Below are 23,972 nucleotides of genomic sequence, written 5' to 3'. Positions count from 1 at the left end.
GGGATCGTGACGCGCGCTGTAGCCAAATCGGCGCCTCGCGGGCATAGTCCGCGCATGTCAGAAACGCTCGCTCCCGCCATCGTCTCGCGCCCCGTCCAGAAAGGCGACCACGTCTTCCTGGTGGACGGCTCGTCCTACATCTTCCGCGCCTACCACGCGCTGCCGCCGCTGACGCGCAAGTCGGACGGCCTGCCGGTCGGCGCCGTCGCCGGCTTCTGCAACATGCTGTGGCGGCTGCTCAAGGACGCGAACGAGACCGGCGTCAAGCCGACGCATCTCGCCGTCATCTTCGACCATTCCTCGACCACCTTCCGCAACGCGCTCTACGACCAGTACAAGGCGCAGCGGCCGGAGCCGCCGGAAGACCTGCGCCCGCAATTCGGCCTGATCCGGAAGGCAGTCGTCGCCTTCAACGTGCCGTCGATCGAGCAGGAAGGTTTTGAGGCCGACGATTTGATCGCGACCTATACCAAGCAGGCGGTGGCCGCCGGGGCCGACGTCACCATCGTCGCCTCCGACAAGGACCTGATGCAGCTGATCCAGCCCGGCGTGCTGATGCTCGACACGATGAAGGGCAAGACGATCGGCCGCGACGAGGTGATCGAGAAATTCGGCGTGCCGCCGGAGAAGGTCGTCGACGTGCAGGCGCTCGCCGGCGACTCGGTCGACAACGTGCCGGGCGTCCCCGGCATCGGCATCAAGACGGCGGCGCAGCTGATCGAGACCTATGGCGACCTCGAAACGCTGCTCGCCCGCGCCGAGGAAATCAAGCAGCCGAAGCGGCGCGAGGCGCTGATCGCCAATGCCGAGCTCGCGCGCATCTCGATGCGGCTGGTGACGCTCGATTGCGACGTGCCGGTCAACGAGCCGATCGACCGGCTCGGCGTCCGCCCCGTCGTCGGCGAGCAGCTGATCTCGTTCCTGAAGGCGATGGAGTTCACGACGCTGACCGGCCGCGTCGCCGCGGCGACCGGCGTCGAATCCGGCGCCGTCGAGGCGAATGACGCGCTGATCGCCAAAGGCCGCGAAACGGCTCCCGCAGCAATCGGCCCCGATGGCGCGCCGCAGCCGGCGATCGAGGACATTGGCGGGCTGACGCCGGCAAGCCTCGCCGCTGCCCGCGCTAGCGCCGTCAAGGCGATCCCGTTCTCGCATTCCGGCTACGAGACGATCACGACGGAAGACAGGCTCTGGGCCTGGGTGGCGCGCGCCACCGAGCTCGGCGTCGTCGCCGTCGACACCGAGACCACCTCGCTCGATCCGATGCAGGCGGAGCTGGTCGGCGTCTCGCTCGCCATCGCGCCGAACGAGGCCTGCTATATCCCGCTGGCGCATCGCGGCGAGGGCGACGGCCTGTTCACGGAAGGGCTCATCGAAGGCCAGCTCGACATCCGCACGGCGCTCGCCATCCTGAAGCCGCTGCTCGAGGACCGCGCCGTGCTCAAGGTGGCGCAGAACCTCAAATATGACTGGCTGATGCTCGCCCGCTACGGCATCGACACGGCGCCGTTCGACGACACCATGCTGATTTCCTACGTGCTCGACGCCGGGCGCGGCACGCATGGCATGGACCCGCTGTCGGAGAAATGGCTCGGCCACAAGCCGATCTCCTTCGACGACGTCACCGGCAAGGGCAAGGCGCGCATCACCTTCGACCGCGTGCCGATCGAGCGCGCCAGCGAATATGCCGCCGAGGACGCCGACGTCACGCTGCGGCTCTGGCAGGTCCTGAAGCCCCGCCTCGCCGCCGAGGGCATGGCGACCGTCTACGAGACGCTGGAGCGGCCGATGGTGCCGGTGCTAGCCTCGATGGAGCGGCGCGGCATCTCGATCGACCGCGCCATCCTCTCGCGCCTCTCCGGCGAGTTCGCCCAGAAGGCGGGCGCGCTGGAGGCCGAGATCCAGGAACTGGCCGGCCAGCCCTTCAATGTCGGCTCGCCGAAGCAGCTCGGCGACATCCTGTTCGGCGTCATGGGGTTGCCGGGCGGCACGAAGACGGCGACCGGCGCCTGGGCGACCGGCGCCAGCATCCTCGAGGACCTGGCCGAGCAGGGCCACGCGCTGCCGCAGAAGATCCTGGACTGGCGCCAGCTCTCCAAGCTGCGCTCGACCTATACCGATGCGCTGCCGACCTATCTGCATCCCGAGACCAAGCGCGTCCACACCTCCTACGCGCTGGCCGCGACGACGACGGGCCGCCTGTCCTCGTCCGAGCCGAATTTGCAGAACATCCCGGTCCGCACCGAAGCGGGGCGCAAGATCCGCGCCGCCTTCATCGCCGATCCCGGCCACAAGCTGGTCTCGGCCGACTATTCGCAGATCGAACTGCGGCTGCTCGCCGAGATCGCCGACATCCCGCAGCTGAAGCACGCCTTCGCCGAGGGCATCGACATTCACGCGCTGACGGCGTCCGAGATGTTCGGCGTGCCGGTCGAGGGCATGCCGTCCGAGGTGCGCCGCCGCGCCAAGGCGATCAATTTCGGCATCATCTACGGCATCTCGGCTTTCGGCCTCGCCAACCAGCTATCGATCGCCCGCGAGGAAGCCGGCGCCTACATCAAGCGCTATTTCGAGCGCTTCCCGGGCATCCGCGACTACATGGAGGAGACGAAGCGGATCTGCCGCGATTTGGGCTATGTGACGACCCTGTTCGGCCGCCGCTGCCACTATCCGGAGATCGCGTCGAAGAACGCCTCGATCCGCGCCTTCAACGAGCGCGCCGCCATCAATGCGCGCCTGCAGGGCACGGCGGCCGATATCATTCGCCGCGCCATGATCCGCGTCGAGCCGGCGCTGGAGGCGGCGGGCCTCAACGCCCGCATGCTGCTGCAGGTCCACGACGAACTGATCTTCGAGGTGCCGGATGCCGAGGTCGAGCCGACGCTGGCGCTCGTCACCCGCGTGATGGAGAACGCGCCGTCGCCGGCCGTCTCGCTCAGCGTGCCCTTGAACGTCGACGCCCGCGCCGCCGACAACTGGGACGAGGCGCACTGATCCCCTCCCCCTTGCGGGGAGGGTTAGGGAGGGGGTACCGGCTCCGCCCTCTCCGGAGAGGATCGCTCGAAGCACACCCTCCCAACACCGAGGTGGCACCCCCACCCCGGCCCTCCCCACAAGGGGGAGGGAGAAGGGGAGCCCCTCTACCGCCGCGCCGTCTCCTCGGCGCGGCCGCGGCCGAATTTCTGGCGCTTGAAGGTGACGTCGACCGAGCCGACCTTCATGCCGAGCGTCGAGATCACGCCATTGTTGGTGATGGTGTTGCGGCCCGTTCGGCGGATCGTGTCCTCGAAATGCAGCTGCAGCTTGCCGCCGTCCCGGCCGCGCGTGATCAAATCGTAGGACATGCGGATGCGGTCGTCCTCGACGCGGACGGCGGCCTCGCCGACGACGTCCTGCCGCGTGCCGACATAGGTGTCCGGGCCGGTGCGGCGGAAGCGCCAGGTGCGGCGGTCGAGCGAGCCATTGTCGAAGCGGAAGACCTGGTCGAGGATGAAATCCTCGCCGCTGCGGCGTCCGTTGGTGGTGACGACGAAGCCGCGGTCGACGCCGGCGAGACGGCTCTTGAACCGGCCGACGCCGGTCGCCTGGCCGCGAAACGCCTCTTCCAGCGTCTGCCCGGCGGCGATCGTCGGTCCGCCCGCGCCACAGGCGAGAAGCAGGACCAGGCCGGCAAGACGAAGCGCGATCTTCATGGGTGAGGCCCCCGGCATGCGCCAGATGTCATGCCGGGTAGTCTAGAGCCATTCATCGTTTCGTGGAAACGACGAAAGGCTCTCGCGATTTGTTGGGTCGCGTTTTCTTCACGCGAACCGGCATCCGCTTCGCTCGAAAACGCTCTGGCCTGAGATTTCCGGTGCGTCAGCCCGTCGCGACGTTGGCGGCGGCGCAGCTCTCCGTCAGCACGGCATAGAGGGCCGCCTGGTCGCCGGAAGCGCGCAGCTTGTTGGCGAGGCCCGGCTCGCGCAGCAGGCGGGCGATGCGGGCGAGCGCCTTCAGGTGGTCGGCGCCGGCATTCTCCGGCGCGAGCAGCAGGAAGATCAGGTCGACGGGCTGGTCGTCGAGCGATTCGAAGTCGATCGGCTTAGGCAGGCGCGCGAACACGCCGTGGATGCGGGTCAGCGCCGCCAGCTTGCCGTGCGGGATGGCGATGCCGTTGCCGACACCGGTCGAGCCCAGCCGTTCACGCTGCAGCAGCGTGTCAAAGATCTGCCGTTCGTCGAGACCGGTCAGTTTCGCGGCCTTTTCGGCCAGTTCCTGAAGAACCTGCTTCTTGCCATTGGCTTTCAGGGCCGGGACGATGCCGTCCGGGCTGATCAGATCACTGAGGTCCATGACTTGGTTCAAAATGCCTCGTTCAAACCTTTGGTCCGAGACCCGTCGTTCGGCGCGCTCCCCGAGCGCGCCGAAGCTTCTTTCCGAGTTTACGCGGAATTAACTACCGACGGAATCCCCTTTGCCGGCCTGCGCCGGGTCGATCCACCCAATATTGCCGTCGCGACGGCGATAGACGACGTTAACGCCGCCATGGCCGGCGTGCCGAAACACGACGACCTGTGATTCTGCGAGATCCATGGCCATCACCGCGCCGGAGACGGACATCATCCGGAGCGCCTTGGTTTCCTCGGCGATCACCATGGGCTTGTAGTCCTCTGCCAGTTCCTCGTCCTCGTCGGGCGTCGCCGCGAGGACCGTGTAATTGGCATCCAATTCGGCCGCGCCATTGCGCTGCTCGTTGTAATGATGGTCCTTCAACTTGCGCTTGTAGCGCCGCAACTGCTTCTCGATCCGATCCGCCGCCTGCTCGAAGGTCGGGTAAATCTCGTGGCCGCGTCCCTCGGCGTGGAGATCGGCCCCACTGTCGAGATGCAGCGCGCAATCGACGCGATAGCCGGTGCCATCGCGCTCGAGGACCACACGGCCCGAATACCCACCAACAAAGAACTTCCCGATCGCGTCGCCAACCCGGCCTTCCACATGCGTGCGGTAGGCGTCACTGATATCGATATTCTTACCGGAGATGCGCAGAGACATGGACTTCTCGTACCCCTTGGTCGTCGTTGCGATCCGAGGCTCGCCCACCGCCTAGACGTCGAGCAAGCCCCGTCGGGCACGTCGCGTTCCGGCTCTCCCAAGGCCTACCAGACTTGAACCGGGCTTCTCCGGCTCAGAGGCCCCGGTCGCCATTGGCGCCGCGCCCTTCTAGTGACAGCGTGCCGGGAAGTCAAGAAAGGCGCCCGGCAGACACCATCATGTCTTGGACTTGGTCATCCGTCGAGCCCAAGGCAAGGGTAGATGCCTAAACTTTAAGACACGAGAAGCGCTTGCTTTTCCCGCCGTCTTTGCACCGAAGACGGAATCCGCAACGCTTCGCGGTACTTCGCGACAGTCCGTCGCGCAATGTCGATGCCGCCGTCGCGCAGGATCTTGACCAGCGCATCGTCGGAAAGAACCTCGTCTGCCGCTTCCGCGTCGATCAGCGCCTTGATGCGATGGCGGACCGCCTCGGCGGAATGCGCCTCGCCGCCCTCGGAGGAGGCGATCGAGGCGGTGAAGAAATATTTGAGTTCGAACACGCCGCGCGGCGTCGCCATGTATTTGTTCGAGGTGACGCGCGACACCGTCGATTCATGCATCTCGATCGCCTCGGCGACCGTCTTCAGGTTGAGGGGGCGGAGATGCGCCACGCCATGCGCGAGGAAGCCGTCCTGCTGGCGGACGATCTCGCTCGCCACCTTGAGGATCGTCCGCGCCCGCTGGTCGAGGCTCTTCACCAGCCAGTTCGCCGTCTGCAGGCATTCGCTGAGATAGGCGCGGTCCTCGCCCTTGGCCTGGCGCGCGACGTTGGCGTAGTAGCGCTGGTTGACCAGCACGCGCGGCAGCGTCTCGGTGTTGAGCTCGATCCGCCAGCTGCCATCCGGCGCCGCGCGGACCACGACGTCCGGCACCACCGGCTGGATCGGCGCCGAGCCGAAGGCGCTGCCGGGCTTCGGATCGAGCGCGCGCAGCTCGCGCAGCATCTCGGCCAGATCCTCGTCGTCGACGCCGCAGATCCGCTTCAGCATGGCGAAATCGCGTCGCGCGACGAGATCGAGATGCCGCACGAGCGTCGCCATCGCCGGATCGAAGCGGTTGAGATCGCGCAGCTGGATCGCCAGGCATTCGGCGAGATCGCGGCCGCAGACGCCGGAGGGCTCGAAGGTCTGCAGGATGGCAAGCACCGCCGAGACCTCGGCCACGGGCGCGCCGAGGCGCTGCGCGATCGCCTCCACGCTGCCGCGCATATAGCCGGCCTCGTCGACCTCGTCGATCAGCGCCTGGCCGATCAGCCGCCGCGTCGGATCGGTGACGGCGAGGCCGAGCTGGTCGCCGAGCAGGCCCGCGAGCGATTTCTGCTCGGCGACGAAGGCCTCGAGATTGTAGTCGTCGGCGCTGACCGAATGGCGCTCCGACGGCATCGACCAGGGGTCGACGGGCGGTGGCGCGGCCGCTTCGCCGGAAGCGGCGCCGTGGTCGTCGGGAAAGACATTGGCGAGATCGGTATCGAGGCGGGCGGCGATGGCGTCCGGCGAGACCTCCAGCCGCGTCTCCAGCCAGTCCGGGCGCTCGTCGGCGACGTCGCGCGCCACGGCGCGGTCCTCGACCGCGTCGGCGTCGCTCCCCGACGGCAGGGCGATGCTGGCAGCGCTGTCCCGGTCGTCGCGCTCGAGCATGGGATTGCGCTCGAGCTCGGCATCGACATAGGCGACGAGATCGAGATTGGAGAGCTGCAGCAGCTTGATGGCTTGCATCAGCTGCGGCGTCATCACCAGCGACTGGCTCTGCCTCAGCAGGAGTTTCTGTGAAAGAGCCATTGTTCGGCGGCGGATCCCGGTGCGGCGCGGCAAGCCTTGCTACAAGAGGATCTTGGTACAAGACTTGCTTGGTTCACCCACTTGGTATCGCAAGCCGCTCCGGCATCAAAGCGTAAACTGCTCGCCGAGATAGAGCCGTCGCACGTCCGGGCTGGCGACGATGTCCTCCGGCCGCCCTTCCATCAACACTTCGCCGGCGTGGATGATGTAGGCGCGGTCGATCAGGCCGAGCGTCTCGCGCACGTTGTGGTCGGTGATCAGCACACCGATGCCGCGCTGGGTCAAGTGGCGCACCAGCGTCTGGATGTCGCCGACGGCGATCGGATCGATGCCGGCGAAGGGCTCGTCGAGCAGCATGAAGGCCGGGCGGCTCGCCAGCGCCCGGGCGATCTCGCAGCGCCGCCGCTCGCCGCCGGAGAGCGCGATGGCGGGCGATTTGCGCAGATGGCTGATGTGGAACTCCGCCAGCAGCGAATCGAGCTCCTCGTCGCGCTTGTGGCGATCCGGCTCGACCACCTCCAGCACGGCGCGGATGTTCTGCTCGACGGTCATGCCGCGGAAGATCGAGGTCTCCTGCGGCAAATAGCCGATGCCGAGCCGGGCGCGCCGGTACATCGGCATCTGCGTGACGTCGTTGCCGTCGAGCTCGATGCGGCCGTGGTCGGCGGCGACCAGGCCGGTGATCATGTAGAAGATCGTCGTCTTGCCGGCGCCGTTCGGGCCGAGCAGGCCGACCGCCTCGCCGCGCGAGACCGCGAGGCTGGCCGAATGAACAACGCGGCGGCGGCGATAGCTCTTGCCGAGGCCATGCGCGACGAGCCAGCCGGGCCCGCCGGCGTCCTGCGCGTAGCGGGTCACCTGCGGCTCGATTTCACGAGGCGCGCCAGCGGCTGCCGTCGACCCGTTATTGAAAAGGCGCGAAAAAATCACCGGCGCTCCGTGCGATGGTCCGGCGCGCGGCCGTCCCTGTCCTCAGGCAGATCCCGGACGGGATCCGTTCCAACCCGCTCAGGGCGCCTTGCCGGGCGCGCCCGGCGTGGAGCCCGGCGTGAAGATGCCGCGGATGCGGGCACCCGGCGTCTGGTCGACGCGGGCGCGGCCGGTCGTCATGTCCCAGGTCAGCTTGTTGCCGGTGATGACGTTCGGGCCCTGGCTGAGGACGACATTGCCGGAGAGCGTCACCAGCTTGCCGACCATGTCGACGACGGCGGTGTCGCCGGTCGCGGTCTGCTGGCCGGAATTCACATAGACCTTGCCGCTCGCCTCGATGCGGGTGAAGCTTCCGGCGCCGGGCAGCGTGCCTTCCAGCGCCGACGGCTCTTCCTTCGCCGCGGCAGCCTTGGTGTCCGCGGCCTTGGCATTGCCAGCCTTGGCGTCCGCAACCTTGGCGTCTGCGGCCTTGGCGCCATCCGTCGCATCGGCGCCGGCGGCCGGCTTCGAGGCGGTCGAGAAGATCGAGATCTTGCCTGCCTTCAGCACGCTGTCGCCGCGCGTCACGGTGACGTTGCCGGTGAAGGTCGAAATCCGCTGGCCGTCCTTCTCGACGACGTCGAGCGAATCCGCCTCGACGTTGACGGGGCCCTTCTGGCCGGTCTGGAAGCCCTTGAACAGGTCGCCGGAAGACTGAGCCCGCGCCTCGACGGCGCCGAAGGCCATCGGCAGGAATGCGAGCGCGAGGAGAAGGCGGCGGTGGGACAATCTTGTCATTCGATCACCGAAGGTGCGGCGGGCTGCGGGGAAGGCGATTCGGCAGGGGCGGTATACGTCACCTTGACCCCGTTTCGGAACATAACACGCTTGCCGCGATCCTGTACCTCGACGCTGTTCGCCAGGATGCGGCTGCCCTGGGCGCTGAAATCGATCGGCTTGTCGGAGCGCATCGTCCCCGCCTTCATGTCGATGTCAGCCGATTGCAGCGTCCCGTCGATGCCGGTCGAGGTCTTGAGCTTGATTGCCTTGTCGAGGAAGAGGCGCTGCGTATCGGCATAATAGGTGCCGGTCGTGGCATCGACCTTGGCGGTATCGTCATTGCCGATGCCGATGGTGGCGCCGATCTTCTGCAGCGTGACGACCTTGGTGTTCTCGAGCGACTGCTCGGCCCGGTCGGCCTTCAGCTCGTAGGCGCGGCCATTGTTGGTGTAGCCCGAGACATGCGGGCTCTCCATCACCACGGCGTTGTTGGTGACGTCGATCGAGCCGAACGACACGCCTTCCGGCAGGCTGGGCACGAAATAGGTGAACAGGAAGAAGCCGCCGGCGACCAGGACGCTGACGGTCGGCAGCGCGATCTTCAGGATGCGGACGAAGACGCTGTGGCGCCGGGCCGCGCGATACCGTGCGTCGACGCCGTCGCGGACGTCCACGAACTGTCCGGGCCCGGGGGCTGACCAGGTGGGGTCAGTCGTCGCTCTCATGCCATCTCCGCTCTGATGCCTTTTGCCGCCGCTCGATCGCAGGCGATACCAATTCCGTCACAGGCGATACCAATATGGATATTTGGCGACGCAAACCAAGGCGGGCGGCAAATCGGCCGCAGTCACTCAGGAATGCGCGAAGATATCTTCTTCTGGCCAACCCGCAAGATCGAGCGCCGCGCGGGTCGGCAGGAAGCGGAAGCAGGCCTCGGCCAGTTCGGTCCGCTTCTCGCGCGCCAGGCGCTCGTCGAGCTTCGCCTTCAGCGCATGCAGATAGAGCACGTCGGAGGCGGCATAGGCGAGCTGCGCGTCGGAGAGCTTCTCCGCCGCCCAGTCGGAGCTCTGCTGCTGCTTCGACAGATCGACGTCGAGCAGTTCCTTGACCAGGTCCTTGAGGCCGTGCCGGTCGGTATAGGTGCGGGTCAGGCGCGAGGCGATCTTGGTGCAGTAGACCGGCGCGACCTCGATGCCGAAGGTGTTTCCGAGCACGGCGACGTCGAAGCGGGCGAAATGGAAGATCTTGGTGACGGCCGGGTCGGTCAGAAGCTTGACGAGGTTCGGCGCTTCCTTCTGGCCCGGCGCGATCTGGACGACGTCGGCCGAGCCGTCGCCGGCGGAAAGCTGCACGACGCATAGACGGTCGCGATGCGGGTTGAGCCCGAGCGTCTCGGTATCGATCGCAACGGATGCGCCGTAGCGGGCGAGATCGGGCAGGTCGCCGCGATGCAGGCGGATCGTCATGACAGAAAATTTCCCCAGATGCCGGAAGCGTTTGCGTTTTCCTAACGAAGCATATCGACTTCTGCAATGACGCAGGTCACAGCCGACGGGCCGCATGTCATGGCCCGGGCGGACGGAGGAATATGACAATGAGCTATCTCGCAGGCGAACCGGCGACGGAAAAGGTCCGCTGGGGCATCCTGAGCACGGCCCGCATCGCGCGCCAGCGCGTCGTGCCGGCGATGCTGAAGAGCCCGTCGACGGAGATCGTCGCGGTCGCGTCGCGCTCGCTGGAGAATGCCCGCAACTTCGCCTCCGCCTTCGACATTCCGCGCGCCTATGGCTCGTACCAGGAACTGATCGACGATCCCGAGATCGACGCCATCTACAACGCGCTGCCGAACCATCTGCATGTCGAGACGACGCTCGCCGCGGCGGAAAAGGGCAAGCACGTGCTCTGCGAGAAGCCGATCGGCCTCGATCTCGCCGACGCGCTGCGCCTGAAGGCGGCGCCGCAGGGCGTGCTGATCGGCGAGGCCTTCATGATCCGCCACCACCCGCAATGGCAGGCGGTCGCCGACATCGTCGCCTCCGGCCGGATCGGCCCGGTCAAGGCGGTGCAGACCTTCTTCTCGTTCCTGAACGTCGATCCCGCCAACATCCGCAACCGCCCCGAGACCGGCGGCGGCGCCATGCTCGACATCGGCTGCTACGCCATCGCCTCGGCGCGGCTGATCTTCGGCGCCGAGCCCGTCCGCGTGCAGGCGCTGATCGACCGCGATCCGGTCATGGGCACCGACCGCTCCGCCGCCATCCTCGCCGATTTCGGCGACGGCCGGCAGTTCAGCGCCCAGCTCTCGACCCAGGCCTTCCGCTTCCAGCGCGTCGGCATCGTCGGCACCGAGGGCCGCATCGAGCTGGATACGCCGTTCTCGGCGCCGACCGACGAGACGTCGCGGATCCTCCTCGACGTGCACGGCCCCGGCCAGCCGGTCGAGAAGATCACCTTCCCGCCGGTCGACCAGTACGCCCTGCAGGCCGAGGCGTTCTCGCGCGCGGTGCGGGGGACGGGTCCCTGGCGCTACGGCCTCGACGACGCGCTCGCCAACATGGCGGTGCTCGACGCGCTGTTCCGTTCGGAGCGCTCGGGAAACTGGGAGAAACCCTGACCTTTGCCGCTTCGGGCCGACGGATTGTCGCTGCCCTTCCCCCGTTCTTGAAGCCGGCTCCAGGGACAACCATATTGGGGTCGCGGGAATTCTCCCGTCGGATGCCTCCTCGAGGGTCCGCTGACAAGGTCGCTTAGTGAAAGGACTTTGTGGATGTCGCGCGTTTCCGCGTTCTCCAGTCCGCTGCTTCTCGGATTCGACGAGATCGAACGAGCTCTCGATCGGGTCGCGAAGGCATCGGGCGACGGGTATCCGCCCTACAATATCGAGCGGATCAACAAGACCGACATGCGCGATGAGTGCCTGCGGATCACGCTGGCCGTTGCCGGGTTCTCCCGCGACGCGCTCGAGGTGACCGTGGAAGAGAACCAACTCGTCATTCGCGGTCGCCAGACTGACGAGCGCGAGCGGATCTACCTTCACCGCGGCATCGCGGCACGACAGTTCCAGAAGACCTTCGTGCTGGCCGACGGGATCGAGATCATCTCGGCGGAGTTGAAAGATGGACTGCTTGCGATCGACCTGGCCCGGCCCACGCCGGAACGGATAGTCCGCAAGATCGAGATCGGCGTTCGCGACTGAGGTCGCCGGTCCTCTCGCTCGAATTGAGGAGATCAATCATGACTAACCGTATCACCATGTCTCCTGAGAATTTCGCCGGCCTCGGCAATGGCCAGATCGCCTATGTGAAGGCGATCCAGTCGGAGAACATCCGCGAACTTTTCCCCGATGCGCCCGAAATCGCGCCGGGACAGAAGTTCTGGGCTTTGCTTGACGCGCGCGGCACGCCGCTCATGATTTCCGACAGCCGCGAGGCGATCGTCATGAACGCGCACGAAAACGATCTCGAGACGGTCAGCCTGCAATAGGCTCCTGCCACGCCGCGCCCCCATCGCGGTGTCCCTGAAGTGAACTGCCCCTGATCGCTGGTTTGGGCATCGGATATTCCCCCTTTCGCGGGCGGAATCCGGTGCCTTCGCCGTTTTTGGGGGGTGTCACGGTGCGCTGGGTCGCCAGAACCATGCTCCCGAACTGCATTCCCAAACCCCGACCATCATCCTGAGGTGCCCGGCAAAGCCGGGCCTCGAAGGAGGGTCCAGGGAACGCCCATGGGGGTGGCGGATCCCTCCGATGTCCCCGACTTCATCCGCAGACCAGAGTGCCCCGCTGGATCCTCCTTCGAGGCTTCGCTGACGCGAAGCACCTCAGGATGATGGCGGAGCCTGTCGATAGCTGAACCCCTGCCTTCCGCGTCGCCACCGGCACGGACAAAGAAAAGCCGCCCGGACTCGCATCCGGGCGGCTTTTTATTTCAAAGGCAGAGCCTTACGAGCGCAGCACGCCCGCCGTCGCCTTGCCGACCTGGGCGACGATCTTGGCCGAGACGGCCTCGATCTCCTCATCGGTCAGCGTCTTCTGCGTCGGTCGCAGCGTCACCTCGATGGCGACAGACTTCTTGTCGGCGCCGAGCGACGCGCCCTCGAACACGTCGAACACCGAGACGGCGGAGATCAGCCCCTTGTCGGCGCCCTGCGCCGCCTTGACCAGCTTGGCCGCCTCGACCTTGCGATCGACGACGAAGGCGAAGTCGCGCGTCACCGGCTGGTAGGGCACCAGCTCGAGCGGCGATTTCGTCTTGGTCGGGCGGGCGCGCGGCGCCGGAATGGCGTCGAGCAGGATCTCGAAGCCGACCAGCGGGCCGTCGACGTCGAGCGCCTCCAGCACGGACGGGTGCAGCTCGCCGAACCAGCCGATGACGTTCTGGGGCCCAAGCTGGATCGTGCCGGAGCGGCCCGGATGGAACCAGGCCGGCGCACCGGCGACGATCTGGAACTTGTCCACCGGCGCGCCGAGCGCGTCGAGGAGCGCCAGCGCATCGGCCTTGGCGTCGAAGACGGAGACCGCCGGCGCCTTGCCCTGCCAGTGCCGGCCGGCGCCATTCACCGTCGCCGTGGCGCGGCGAATGCCGGTCGCGGATGTCAGCTGGTCGGCCGGCTTGGTGCCGCGGAAGATCTGGCCGACTTCGAAGAGAGCAAGATCGGCGACGCCGCGGTCGGCATTGCGCTGCGAGGCGAGCAGCAGGCCGGGCAGCAGGCTCGGCCGCATGTCCGACATGTCGGTCGAGATCGGATTGGCGAGCGTCAGTTCCGGCTTGCCGCCGCCGAACGCTTCGGCCACCGGCTTCGCGACGAACGACCACGTCACCGCCTCGACCAGGCCGCGTGCGGCGAGCGCCCGCTTGGCGCGGCGGGTGCGGGTCTGCGCCAGAGTCAGCACCGGCTTGGAGACGTTTTCCGACTTCGGCAGCGGCGTCGACGGCACGCGGTCGACGCCGAGGATGCGCATGACTTCCTCGACCAGATCGGCCTTGCCGTCGACATCCGGACGCCAGGACGGCACGCCGACGGTCAGCACCGGCGCATCGCCGGAAACCGTGAAGCCGAGCGCCGTCAGCACCCGGCGGATTTCTTCCTCGCTCGGATCGATGCCGGCGAGGCGCTTCACTTCCGAAATCGGGAAGGCGAGCACCAGATGCGGCTCCGGCGCTGCGCCGGTCACGACGATCTCGCTCGCCTCGCCGCCGCAAAGCTCCTGCACCAGGCGGGTAGCGAGCTCGAGGCCCGGTAGCATGAAGGCCGGATCGACGCCGCGCTCGAAGCGGTAGCGCGCATCCGAATGGATGCCGAGCTTGCGGCCGGTCTGGGCGATGTTGAGCGGCTCCCACAGCGCCGATTCGATCAGCACGTCGACCGTGTTTTCGTCGCAGCCGGAGGCCTCGCCGCCCATGATGCCGCCGAGCGATTCCAGGCCGTTGTCGTCGGCGATGACGCAGATCGACGGATCGACGGCATAGGTCTTGCCGTCAAGCGCCAGCAGGCTCTCGCCTTCCCGGCCCCGGCGGACGATCAGGTCGCCCTTGACCTTGGCGGCGTCGAAGACGTGCAGCGGCCGGCCGCGATCGAAGGTCAGGTAGTTGGTGATGTCGACCAGCGCGTTGATCGGACGCAGTCCGATGGCGCGCAGCTGGCGCTGCATCCATTCCGGCGACGGGCCGTTCTTGACGCCGCGCACCAGGCGGAGCGCGAAGGCGGGGGTGAGCGGCGGCGTATCGCCGAACTCGAAGTGGACGGCGACCGGCGACGGGAATTTGCCTTCGACCGGGGCGACCGAACGATCCTTCAGCTGGCCCAGGCCTGCCGCCGCCAGATCGCGGGCGACGCCGTGGATGCCGAGGCAGTCCGGGCGGTTCGGCGTGATGGCGATGTCGATGACGGGATCGCCGAGGCCGGCATATTCGGCGTAAGGCTGCCCGACCGGGGCATCGGCCGGCAGCTCGATGATGCCGTCATGGTCCTCGGAGAGCTCCAGCTCGGCGGCCGAGCACAGCATGCCGTGGCTCTCAACGCCGCGGATGGTGCCGACGGTGAGCGTGATGTCCTTGCCGGGGATGTAGGTGCCGGCCGGCGAGAAGACGCTCTTCATGCCGGTGCGGGCGTTCGGCGCGCCGCAGACGACCTGCACCGGTTCGCCCGAACCGGTATCGACCATGCAGACGCGCAGGCGATCGGCGTTCGGATGCTGAACCGCCGAGACGACATAGGCGATGGTGAAGGGCGCGAGCGCCTTGGCCTTGTCCTCGACGCTCTCGACCTCGAGGCCGACGCGGGTCAGCGCATCGGTGATCTCGTCGAGCGAGGCGGTGGTCTCAAGATGCTCCTTGAGCCAGGAAAGCGTGAATTTCATGGGTCTTTCCTTTACGAGCTCAGGCCGCCGACGAGCGTCGGGAGATCCAGCGGACGGAAGCCGTAATGGTTCAGCCAGCGCTGATCGGCGTCGAAGAAGGCGCGCAGGTCCGGCATGCCGTATTTCAGCATGGCGATGCGGTCGATGCCCATGCCGAAGGCGAAGCCCTGGTAGACGTCGGGATCGAGGCCGGCGAACCGGATGACGTTCGGATGGACCATGCCGCAGCCGAGGATCTCGAGCCAGTCGTCGCCCTCGCCGAAGCGCACCTCGTTGCCGACCCGCTTGCAGCGGATATCGACTTCCATCGACGGCTCGGTGAACGGGAAGAAGGACGGACGCATGCGCATCTCGACCTTGTCGACCTCGAAGAAGGCGCGGCAGAACTCTTCCAACAGCCACTTCAGATGGCCGATATGGCTCGACGTGTCGATCACCAGGCCCTCGACCTGGTGGAACATCGGCGTATGGGTCTGGTCGCTGTCGTTGCGATAGGTGCGGCCCGGCGCGATGATGCGGATCGGCGGCTTCTGGGCCTGCATGGTGCGCATCTGCACCGGCGAGGTGTGGGTGCGCAGCAGCAGCCGCTCGCCCTTCTCGTCCGGATTGAAGAAGAAGGTGTCGTGCATCTCGCGGGCCGGATGGCCGACGGGGAAGTTTAGCGCGGTGAAATTATAGTGGTCGGTCTCGATGTCCGGCCCTTCGGCGACGGCGAAGCCGAGATCCCCGAAGATCGCCGAGATCTCGTCGATCACCTGCGAGATCGGATGGATGCGGCCCTGCTCGAGCGGGCTGGCGCGCAGCGGCAGCGTGACGTCGACCGCTTCCGAGGCGAGGCGCGCGGCGAGGCCGGCTTCCTTGAGGCTGGCGCGGCGGGCGAGCAGCGCCTCGGAGACGCGATCGCGAAGGCCGTTCAGCGCCGGTCCCATGACCTTGCGCTCGTCCGGCGTCATCGCGCCGAGGCCCTTCAGCAGTTCGGAGACGGAGCCCTTCTTGCCGAGGGCGGCGACGCGGACCGTCTCGATCGCGGCTTCGTCGGAAGCGCCGTCGATGGCCGCGCGGATGTCGCGTTCGAGAAGTTCGAGATCGGACATGTCATTCCTCATGGGCGCCGGTGAGGCGCCGGATCATCATCAGTTCGATCCGAAGAGGAATGCTCGCCGGATCACGCCAAACGCCGCGGCCGCGAAAAGCGGCGGCGGCGCGATTGCGTTCCGGCCCCGGAAAGTCCGGCGGGAGGCCGCCCGAAGGCGGCCATCCCCACTCAGGCGGCCTGCTGCTGCAGAGCGCCCTGAGCCTGATCGACCAGCGCCTTGAAGGCTGCCGGCTGGCTGATTGCCAGTTCGGCCAGCACCTTGCGGTCGACTTCGATCCCGGCCTTTGCGAGGCCATCGATAAAGCGGCTGTAGGTGAGGTTCTCGGCAACTTCGCGGACGGCCGCGTTGATGCGCTGGATCCAGAGAGCGCGGAAGTTGCGCTTCTTGGCCTTGCGGTCACGGAAGGCGTACTGGGCGGCCTTGTCGACCGCGGCCTTTGCCGTGCGGATGGTGTTCTTGCGACGGCCGTAGAAGCCCTTGGCGCGCTTCAGGACCTTCTTGTGCTTGGCGTGTGAGGTTACGCCCCGCTTAACTCGCGACATGATTCAAACTCCAGGTAAGGGGGACGGTTCAGCCGTTCAGGAACTGCTTGACGATCTTCGCATCCGCATCCGAAAGCACGGTGGTGCCGCGTGCATTACGGACAAACTTGGCGGTGCGCTTGATCATGCCATGGCGCTTGCCTGCCTGGCCTGCCTTGACGCGTCCGGTACCGGTGAGCTTGAAGCGCTTCTTGGCGCCGCTCTTGGTCTTCAACTTGGGCATTTTGCTCATCCTTAATCGTGCTGCCGGGATGCGATCCATGGCGCGCCGGTCCGGAGACAGGCGGTTCGGTGGTCGCTTCGGCATGGAAGCATTCGTGAGCCGACGCGGCATGCCCTGAGAAAATCGTCAACGGATTGACGTTCCTCGCGCCGGGCGGCTCGGAAACGGCGGATCTATAGCGGGAGCGGAGGAAGGTGGCAAGATCCCAGATAGCGGGATCGCGGATGCCGTATTCCAGAGGGCGCCATCCCGATGGCGGGATCCACAGGATCCAGATGGCATGGGCGGGCCGATGTTTCCGGTCCGCCTGCCTGCAGCGTTCGAACGCTGGTGGGCCGGCCGCCTCAGCGGGGGGCCAGCACCATGATCATCTGGCGGCCTTCGAGCTTCGGCTCCGCCTCGACCTTGGAAATTTCGGCGGTCTCGTCGCGCACGCGCTCGAGCAGCTTCATGCCGAGATGCTGGTGAGCCATCTCGCGGCCGCGGAAGCGGAGCGTCAGCTTGACCTTGTCGCCCTCTTCGAAGAAGCGCTTGATCGCCTTCATCTTGACCTCGTAGTCGTGGTCATCGATGGCGGGGCGCATCTTGATCTCTTTGACCTCGACGACCTTCTGGTTCTTGCGAGCCTCGTTGGCCTTCTTCTGGGTCTGGTACTTGAAGCGGCCGAAATCGAGGATCTTGCAGACCGGCGGCTGGGAATTCGGCGCAATCTCGACGAGGTCGAGGCCGGCTTCCTGCGCGGCGGCAAGCGCCTCCTGGATCGAGATGACGCCGATGTTCTGGCCGTCCTCTCCGATCAACTGGACTTCACGGACACCACGGATCTCGCGGTTGATACGCGGCCCATCCTTGGTGGGCTCCTGCGCTTTGAACGGACGGCGAATGGGGGCAGTCTCCTCTAACGTTTCAGATTCTAGCCGGCGGCTTGACTAAATGGGTACGAACCACGTCTCTGGCTAGGCCAGGACGGAGAAATCCATCCGGGCGGAGCAAGGCGTGGCACGCGCGGGTCAATCGCTCCCCGGCAGAATGGGGAAACTCGGCCAAGCCCGCGCGAAAGTCAACCGAAAGCCGCCATTCCGACCCGGCCACGGCCGGATCGACGCCTGATTCGAGCGCCCCGAGAGGAAGTGATGCCTTCAGAACACAGAACCATCGTCGTCGGCGCCGGGCCGGATGCCCGCGAGATCGCGATTCTCACGCGGCCCGGCGAGGCCGCCGCTGCGCGACCCGGCATCGTCTTCCTCGGCGGCTTCATGTCGGATATGCGCGGCTCGAAAGCTGAAGCGCTGGACGAATGGGCCGCCGCCGAGGGTCGCGCGCTGACGCGGTTCGACTATTCCGGCCATGGCGTCTCCGGCGGCGATTTCGCCGACGGCACCATCACCCGATGGCTGGAAGAGGCCCGCGCCGTGCTCGAGACCGAGACGAGCGGCCCGCAGATCCTCGTCGGCTCGTCGATGGGCGGCTGGATCGCGCTGCTCTTGGCGCTTGAGCTCGCGACCAAGGCGCCTGGCCGCGTCGCCGGCCTGGTGCTACTGGCGCCCGCCGTCGACATGACGCGCGACCTGATCCTCGCCCGGATGACGCCGGCCGAGCGGGCCGAGATGGAGACCACCGGCGCGCTGAAGCAGCCGAGCGCCTATTCCGACCAGCCCTATCTCATCACCAAGAAGCTGATCGACGACGGCGAGGCACATCTTCTCGGCCACCGGCCGGTTGCGCTCGGCGCGCCGGTCCATATCATCCAGGGCGTGCTCGACGACGAAGTGCCGTACCAGGTCGCGATCGACCTTGTCGCGCAGCTCGCGCAGGACGATGTGGTTCTGACACTGATCAAGGATGCCGGCCACAGGTTGTCGCGGCCGGAGGATCTCAGGAAGCTGATCGCCGCCGTCGAGCAGGTCGCCTGACGGGGCGATTTCCAGCGGGCGCGCCGGATATTCCCCCCGGCAGCCCTCGGCACGGAAGGAGCGAGGCATGGCCACGCGCGGTTTCTTCGGCAAGCGCCCCACCGACGAGGTCGGCGAGCGGCTGCCGCCCGGGCAATATCTGACCGATGATTTCCCCGTCCTCTCGGCCGGGCCGACGCCCCGCGTCGCGCTGGATGGCTGGCGCTTCACCGTCAAGGACGGCGTGCGGCCGGTCGCCAGCTGGAGCTGGGAAGCGTTCAACCAGCTGCCGAAGACCAAGCTGACCCGCGACATCCACTGCGTGACGAAATGGTCGAAGTTCAACACCGCCTGGTCCGGCGTCACTATCGACGACATCCTGGCCGAGGCCGGCGTCGCCGCACCGAGCGAATTCACGCTTGCCCATTCCTATGACGGCTATTCCACCAACGTGCCGACGGAAGACCTGATCAACGGCAAGGCGATGATCGCGACCCATTTCGAGGGCCAGCCGATCAGCCCCGACCATGGCGGGCCCGCACGACTGCTGGTGCCGCATCTCTATTTCTGGAAATCGGCCAAATGGGTGAACGGCCTGCAGTTCACCAGCCGCGACGAGGCGGGCTTCTGGGAACTCCGGGGCTATCACATGCGCGGCGATCCGTGGCGCGAACAGCGCTTCACCGGCGATTGAGACGGCCTTGAGCACCCTTCCCGACATCGCGCCGCAGCCGGAACGGCTGGTCTGGCAGGAGGCGACCGTCGTCGCCATCACGGCCTCGACGCCCCGTGTAAAGGTGTTCCGGCTGAAGCCGGCGGACTGGCACGGCTTCACCGCCGGCCAGCATGTCGACATCCGGCTGACCGCGCCGGACGGCTACCAGGCCGAGCGCAGCTATTCGATCGGCTCGGCCCCGGATGGCAGCGGCACGATCGAGCTCGCCATCGACCTGATCGACGACGGCGAGGTGTCGCCCTTCTTCCATGAGGTGGTCGAGGTCGGCGACACGATCGAGATGCGCGGGCCGATCGGCGGCCATTTCATCTGGCGCGCCGAGGAGGGCGGGCCGCTGCTCCTGATCGCCGGCGGCTCCGGCCTGGTGCCGCTGATGTCGATCCTGCGCTACCGGGCGCTTGCCGCCCCCGAGATCCCGACGGCGCTGATCTGTTCCTTCCGCCACCACGCCGACTGGATCTGGCGCGACGAGCTGCTTCGACGCGCCGCCGAGGAGCCGCATTTCTCGCTGTTCGCGACGCTGAGCCGCGAGCCGGCGCCGGTCGAGGGCGCTCGCCGGGGCCGCATAGACGGCGCCCTGCTCGACGCCGCGCTGGCGAGCCTGCCCGCGCCGCCGAAGACGACTTTCATCTGCGGCGCCAACCCCTTCGTCGCCGCCGCCTCGACCTTCGCGCTCGACGCCGGCATTCCCTTTGCCAGCATCAAGGCGGAACGCTATGGGGGCTGAACCGCTTTCGATCGTCGCCGCCACGGTGCCCGCGGAGATCGACGCCCGCGATACCGACGCGCTGCTCGCCTTCGCCAGTTATCTCGACCGCGCGGCGGCGGCGTGGCTCGACGGCCTCGGCCCGAGCGCGCTCCGGAACGGCCGGCGCGTCGCCTATGTCCTGATCGGCACGGCGGAATACGCGCTCGGCCTCGACGTGCTGCTGCGCTCGCTGCGCGCCACGTCCGGCGCGCCGATCCTGATCCTGGCGGCGGGAGGCTGGCGCCCGGCGATCGCCGGCGACAATCTCGCCGTGCTCGCCGTGCCGGAGATCCTCAAGCACGACCTCGAAGGAAGCATGGCGGCGCGCTTCCGCCGCACGCTGACAAAGCTCTGGGCGTTCAGCTTCGTCTCGCTCGATCGCCTGGTCTTCCTCGACGCCGATTGCCTGGTGCGCGAGCCGATCGACGATCTGTTCGACGGCGCCGGCTTCGCCGCCGCGCCGGATCTCCTCTGCAACCAGGCGTTCCCCGTCTTCAATTCCGGCGTCTTCGCGCTTTCCCCCGACGCGGCGATGCGGCGCTCGCTGTTCACCCGCCTGCCGGCCACGCCCTCCTTCGACGGCGGCGACCAGGGCATCCTCAACGCCTTCCTCGGCGACGACATCGCCTGGCTGCCCATCCGCGACAACTACATGCGAACCTACGAGCCCATCCTGCGCGGCGCGGCCGGCGCGGCGCGCGTCCTCCACTACGCCGCCAAGAAGCCCTGGACGGCGCAATCGGAAACAGCCGGCGACCATGCGCTGCTGGAGCTCGACGACGTCTGGACCGAGAAACTCGACGCGGCCGGGCTGATGCAGCTGGTCGGGAGCTGGCGGCGCAGCGTCGCCGAGGCGGAGACCGCCTCGAACGCCGCCCTGCTCAAGCTGCACGCCGAAATCCGCGAGCTCCGCCGTCGCAACAGCCGGCTGGCGACGCTGGTCGGCATCGTCGCGCTGCTGCAGCTCGCCCTGCTCGGCCTGTGGCTGTTCGGCTGACTGGAGCGTTTTCGAGCGAAGTGGATACCGGTTCGCGTCAGGAAAACGCGACTAACAAACGCCCTACCCCCGCCAGCTGCCGTCGTTCCAGAGCGCGGCGATGCCCTCGCGATAGGTCGGGAAAGCAAGCGTCACGCCGAGATCGGCGGCGAGGCGCTTGTTTCCGACGCGCTTGTTCTCGCCATAGAACGAGCGGACCATCGGCGGCAGATCGGCGGTGGCGAAATCGATCTCCGGCGGCAGCGGGTAGCCGGCGAGCTCGGCGGCGTAGGTGACCACGTCCTGCGGCGGCGCCGGCTCGTCATCGGTGACGTTGAACACGCCGGAAGCCTTGCGCTCGGCGGCGGCGGCGACCGCCGTGGCGATATCGGCGACATGGATGCGGTTGAAGATCTGGCCGGGCTTCACCAGCCGCCGCGCCGTGCCGTCGGCGATCTGCGCGAGCGCGTTGCGGCCGGGGCCGTAGATGCCGGAGAGGCGAAGCAGCGCCACCGGCACGCCGAGCTCTTCGCCGAGAAGGCGCCAATCGGCCTCGGCCCTGACGCGCTCGACCGAGCGGCCCGAAAGCGGCTTCGGCTCGGTCGCCTCGTCGACCCAGCCGCCGCCATGGTCTCCATAGACGCCGACGGTCGAGAGATAGCCGATCCATTCGAGGTTTTCCGCGCCGACCAGCGCGTCGCGAAGCAGCGCGAGGACGGGATCGCCCGTGGAGCCCGGCGGGATCGACTGGACGACATGCGTCGCCCGCTTCACCGCCGCGACCAGTTCGTCCGACACCGTCTCGCCGTCGAAGACATGGGCGTCGATGCCCTCGGCGCTGAGCCGTTCCGCCTTTTCCGCCGTGCGCACCGTCGCGCCGATCGTCGCGTAGTCGTCGCGCACGAGGCGGGCGGTCGCCAGGCCGGAAAAGCCCATGCCGAATATGAAGAGGTTCTGGTCGGTCATGCTCACCCCCGGACGCCGATCGAATTTCTGTTGTCCGGGAAATATCGCCGTTGCAGCCCTGGGTTCAAGGGCGGCCGGGCCTGCGTGTCGGGCGCATCGCGCAAGCAAGACCCTCACCCTACCCTCTCCCGCAAGCGGGCGAGGGTTTGGGCCAGAGCCCTTCATCCCCTCAGGACGCAACGACAAACGCAGGCGATCTCCCTCTCCCGCTTGCGGGAGAGGGTTGGGGTGAGGGCCCTTTGCAGGCCCCGCCTCAGGCGTGGCGGACGGAGGCGAGCGCCTTTGAAAAGGCTCTGGCAAAACTCTCGCGGTCATCCGGATTGAGGAAGCTGCCGATCGAAAGGCGGCGGCCATGCGAGGCGAGCGCCATCCGCACGATGCCCCACTCTTCATGCCGGTCGACCTCGAGCTTCGCCCAATAGGGATTGAAGTCGAAATCCTCGGAGCGGCCGTTCGCGGCAATCCGGCGGACGGTCAGATGCTCCGGCGTCATCTCGACGATCTCGCAGGCGCGGGCCGAGCGATAGTTCATGCGGAAGGCGAACTGCAGGATCAGGATGTCGAGGCCGAAGAAGCCGGCGATCGGCCAGGCGCCGATCGACCAGAACAGGAGCCCGCTCAGGAAGCAGGTGGCGCCGAAGACCATCAAGAGCGCCGCATAACCGCGCGGCGACAGCGAGCGATACGGCTTCAGCGTCGCGTGGAACAGGAGTTCCGGGCGGAGATCGTCGCCGTCTGGGTCCGGGCGGGAGGCTGGTTGGGTCACGGTTCGGGTCATGTCGACATTGCGGCCGCTCATGGCGGGCCAGTATAGAGGATGCATGTCCGATGCACAGCCTCTTCCCCCCGCCCCGCCGCCGCGCCGAAAGGCCGCGTCGAAGCGCTTCACCAAGGCCGAGGTGGAGGAGGTCTTCGCCCGTTTTCAGGCGCGCGATCCCGAACCGAAGGGCGAGCTGGAGAGCGTCAACACCTTCACGCTGCTGGTCGCCGTCGTGCTGTCGGCGCAGGCGACCGACGCCGGCGTCAACAAGGCGACGCGGGCGCTGTTCGCCATCGCCGACACGCCGGCGAAGATGCTGGCGCTCGGCGAGGAACAGGTCAGCGACTACATCAAGACCATCGGCCTCTTCCGCACCAAGGCGAAGAACGTCATCGGCCTGTCGCGCATGCTGGTTGAGCTGCATGGCGGCGAGGTCCCGGACGACCGCGCCGCGCTCGAGGCGCTGCCCGGCGTCGGCCGCAAGACGGCGAATGTCGTTCTGAACATCGCCTTCGGCCACCCGACCATCGCCGTCGACACGCATATCTTCCGGATCGGCAACCGCACCGGCCTCGCCCCCGGCAAGACGGTCGACGCGGTCGAGAAGGAGCTGAACCGGATCATCCCGGCGAAATACATGCTGCACGCGCATCACTGGCTGATTTTGCACGGCCGCTATGTCTGCAAGGCGCGCAAGCCCGACTGCGCCATCTGCCTGATCAACGACCTCTGCCGCTACCCGGACAAGACGATCGCCTGAGGGCGTCGCGCTGGTCTTCCAGCACGGAGCGGGTGAATGGGTCGCCGAGATCTTTCTCCCATTCCCAGCCTCGACCATCATCCTGAGGCATCAGGCAAAGCCGGGCCTCGAAGGAGGGTCAGGGAACGTCCGCGAAACCGCGAGCCGGACTACGTCTGCAGACTGGAGCGCCCCGCTGGACCCTCCTTCGAGGCTTCGCTGGCGCGAAGCACCTCAGGATGATGGCGGAGTGGGTCGATCGGCCTCCATGCAGCGCCGGGGGCTTGGCCAGCGCACAATGAACATCGCGCCTTCTTGAAACGCGATGCCAGCCCCACCCTCGCCGTCATCCCGGGCTTGACCCGGGATCCATGCAGCCGGGTTTCTGGCCGCGC

24 protein-coding genes are annotated in these 23,972 nt (G+C 67.1%); 9 read left to right on the top strand and 15 right to left on the bottom strand.

Going from position 1 to position 23,972, the window contains the following annotated elements:
- Positions 1–54: 54 nt before the first annotated feature.
- A complete protein-coding gene (polA, locus tag K32_RS22755; RefSeq protein WP_201401677.1) occupies positions 55–2,994 on the top strand; it encodes a DNA polymerase I in 2,940 nt (979 codons plus the stop codon).
- 146 nt (positions 2,995–3,140) lie between these two features.
- Here polA and K32_RS22750 read toward each other — a convergent pair whose 3' ends face one another.
- From K32_RS22750 to K32_RS22715, 8 genes are all read right to left on the bottom strand, one after another.
- The gene (locus K32_RS22750) at positions 3,141–3,692 is read right to left on the bottom strand and encodes a DUF3833 family protein (protein ID WP_201401676.1); all 552 of its coding nucleotides are present in this window, start codon (positions 3,690–3,692) and stop codon (positions 3,141–3,143) included.
- A gap of 166 nt (positions 3,693–3,858) precedes the next feature.
- A complete protein-coding gene (gene ptsN / locus K32_RS22745) occupies positions 3,859–4,332 on the bottom strand; it encodes a PTS IIA-like nitrogen regulatory protein PtsN (RefSeq protein WP_201401675.1) in 474 nt (157 codons plus the stop codon).
- Between the two features lie 99 nt (positions 4,333–4,431).
- A complete protein-coding gene (hpf, locus tag K32_RS22740; protein ID WP_201401674.1) occupies positions 4,432–5,031 on the bottom strand; it encodes a ribosome hibernation-promoting factor, HPF/YfiA family in 600 nt (199 codons plus the stop codon).
- Between the two features lie 272 nt (positions 5,032–5,303).
- Complete coding sequence (gene rpoN / locus K32_RS22735; RefSeq protein ID WP_201401673.1) at positions 5,304–6,851, bottom strand: RNA polymerase factor sigma-54; 1,548 nt, start codon at positions 6,849–6,851, stop codon at positions 5,304–5,306.
- 105 nt (positions 6,852–6,956) lie between these two features.
- The gene (gene lptB / locus K32_RS22730) at positions 6,957–7,721 is read right to left on the bottom strand and encodes an LPS export ABC transporter ATP-binding protein (protein ID WP_371813054.1); all 765 of its coding nucleotides are present in this window, start codon (positions 7,719–7,721) and stop codon (positions 6,957–6,959) included.
- 138 nt (positions 7,722–7,859) lie between these two features.
- Complete coding sequence (locus K32_RS22725) at positions 7,860–8,558, bottom strand: LptA/OstA family protein (RefSeq protein ID WP_201401671.1); 699 nt, start codon at positions 8,556–8,558, stop codon at positions 7,860–7,862.
- Complete coding sequence (gene lptC, locus K32_RS22720) at positions 8,555–9,265, bottom strand: LPS export ABC transporter periplasmic protein LptC (protein WP_201401670.1); 711 nt, start codon at positions 9,263–9,265, stop codon at positions 8,555–8,557. The genes K32_RS22725 and lptC overlap by 4 nt, the downstream gene beginning before the upstream one ends.
- Positions 9,266–9,391: 126 nt before the next feature.
- Positions 9,392–10,006, bottom strand: a complete 615-nt coding sequence (locus tag K32_RS22715) for a ribonuclease D (RefSeq protein ID WP_201401669.1) — start codon at positions 10,004–10,006, stop codon at positions 9,392–9,394.
- A gap of 128 nt (positions 10,007–10,134) precedes the next feature.
- Here K32_RS22715 and K32_RS22710 point away from each other — a divergent pair, with 128 nt between their 5' ends.
- The 3 genes from K32_RS22710 (at position 10,135) to K32_RS22700 (ending at position 12,023) form a co-directional block, all read left to right on the top strand.
- Positions 10,135–11,154: a Gfo/Idh/MocA family protein gene (locus K32_RS22710; RefSeq protein WP_201401668.1), complete on the top strand. Its 1,020-nt coding sequence runs from the start codon at positions 10,135–10,137 to the stop codon at positions 11,152–11,154.
- A 153-nt stretch (positions 11,155–11,307) separates the two neighbouring features.
- A complete protein-coding gene (locus K32_RS22705; protein WP_201401667.1) occupies positions 11,308–11,736 on the top strand; it encodes an Hsp20 family protein in 429 nt (142 codons plus the stop codon).
- A gap of 38 nt (positions 11,737–11,774) precedes the next feature.
- Positions 11,775–12,023, top strand: coding sequence for a DUF1150 domain-containing protein (locus K32_RS22700; protein WP_244669694.1), 249 nt, complete (start codon positions 11,775–11,777; stop codon positions 12,021–12,023).
- 457 nt (positions 12,024–12,480) lie between these two features.
- On the opposite strand, the gene pheT is transcribed toward K32_RS22700, so the two are convergent.
- From pheT to infC, 5 genes are all read right to left on the bottom strand, one after another.
- Positions 12,481–14,898 (bottom strand): phenylalanine--tRNA ligase subunit beta, encoded by a 2,418-nt coding sequence (pheT, locus tag K32_RS22695; RefSeq protein WP_201401666.1) that lies wholly within the window; start codon positions 14,896–14,898, stop codon positions 12,481–12,483.
- A gap of 11 nt (positions 14,899–14,909) precedes the next feature.
- Positions 14,910–15,992, bottom strand: a complete 1,083-nt coding sequence (pheS, locus tag K32_RS22690) for a phenylalanine--tRNA ligase subunit alpha (protein ID WP_201401665.1) — start codon at positions 15,990–15,992, stop codon at positions 14,910–14,912.
- 170 nt (positions 15,993–16,162) lie between these two features.
- The gene (gene rplT / locus K32_RS22685; protein ID WP_201401664.1) at positions 16,163–16,537 is read right to left on the bottom strand and encodes a 50S ribosomal protein L20; all 375 of its coding nucleotides are present in this window, start codon (positions 16,535–16,537) and stop codon (positions 16,163–16,165) included.
- A 28-nt stretch (positions 16,538–16,565) separates the two neighbouring features.
- Entirely contained in the window at positions 16,566–16,760 is a 195-nt protein-coding gene (gene rpmI / locus K32_RS22680) for a 50S ribosomal protein L35 (protein ID WP_201401663.1), read from the bottom strand.
- 344 nt (positions 16,761–17,104) lie between these two features.
- Positions 17,105–17,644: a translation initiation factor IF-3 gene (infC, locus tag K32_RS22675; RefSeq protein ID WP_201404621.1), complete on the bottom strand. Its 540-nt coding sequence runs from the start codon at positions 17,642–17,644 to the stop codon at positions 17,105–17,107.
- Positions 17,645–17,893: 249 nt separating this feature from the next.
- On the opposite strand from infC, the gene K32_RS22670 reads away from it, so the two are divergent.
- From K32_RS22670 to K32_RS22655, 4 genes are all read left to right on the top strand, one after another.
- Entirely contained in the window at positions 17,894–18,673 is a 780-nt protein-coding gene (locus K32_RS22670) for a carboxylesterase (protein ID WP_201401662.1), read from the top strand.
- A 67-nt stretch (positions 18,674–18,740) separates the two neighbouring features.
- Positions 18,741–19,346 carry a sulfite oxidase-like oxidoreductase gene (locus K32_RS22665; RefSeq protein WP_201401661.1) on the top strand — a complete coding sequence of 202 codons (606 nt, stop codon included), beginning with the start codon at positions 18,741–18,743 and terminating at the stop codon, positions 19,344–19,346.
- A gap of 7 nt (positions 19,347–19,353) precedes the next feature.
- Entirely contained in the window at positions 19,354–20,115 is a 762-nt protein-coding gene (locus K32_RS22660) for a ferredoxin reductase (RefSeq protein WP_201401660.1), read from the top strand.
- A complete protein-coding gene (locus K32_RS22655) occupies positions 20,105–21,133 on the top strand; it encodes a hypothetical protein (protein WP_201401659.1) in 1,029 nt (342 codons plus the stop codon). Before K32_RS22660 ends, K32_RS22655 begins: the two co-directional genes overlap by 11 nt.
- A 63-nt stretch (positions 21,134–21,196) precedes the next feature.
- On the opposite strand, the gene K32_RS22650 is transcribed toward K32_RS22655, so the two are convergent.
- Entirely contained in the window at positions 21,197–22,078 is an 882-nt protein-coding gene (locus tag K32_RS22650; RefSeq protein ID WP_201401658.1) for an SDR family oxidoreductase, read from the bottom strand.
- A gap of 253 nt (positions 22,079–22,331) precedes the next feature.
- Positions 22,332–22,856, bottom strand: a complete 525-nt coding sequence (locus K32_RS22645) for a DUF2244 domain-containing protein (RefSeq protein ID WP_371813053.1) — start codon at positions 22,854–22,856, stop codon at positions 22,332–22,334.
- A 43-nt stretch (positions 22,857–22,899) separates the two neighbouring features.
- On the opposite strand from K32_RS22645, the gene nth reads away from it, so the two are divergent.
- Positions 22,900–23,598: an endonuclease III gene (nth, locus tag K32_RS22640; protein ID WP_201401656.1), complete on the top strand. Its 699-nt coding sequence runs from the start codon at positions 22,900–22,902 to the stop codon at positions 23,596–23,598.
- Positions 23,599–23,972: the final 374 nt, after the last annotated feature.

It is taken from the genome of Kaistia sp. 32K, from assembly GCF_016629525.1.
Classification (GTDB): domain Bacteria; phylum Pseudomonadota; class Alphaproteobacteria; order Rhizobiales; family Kaistiaceae; genus Kaistia.
Note: the sequence above shows the minus strand (reverse complement) of the source record. Positions and strands in the feature narration are given on the sequence as shown.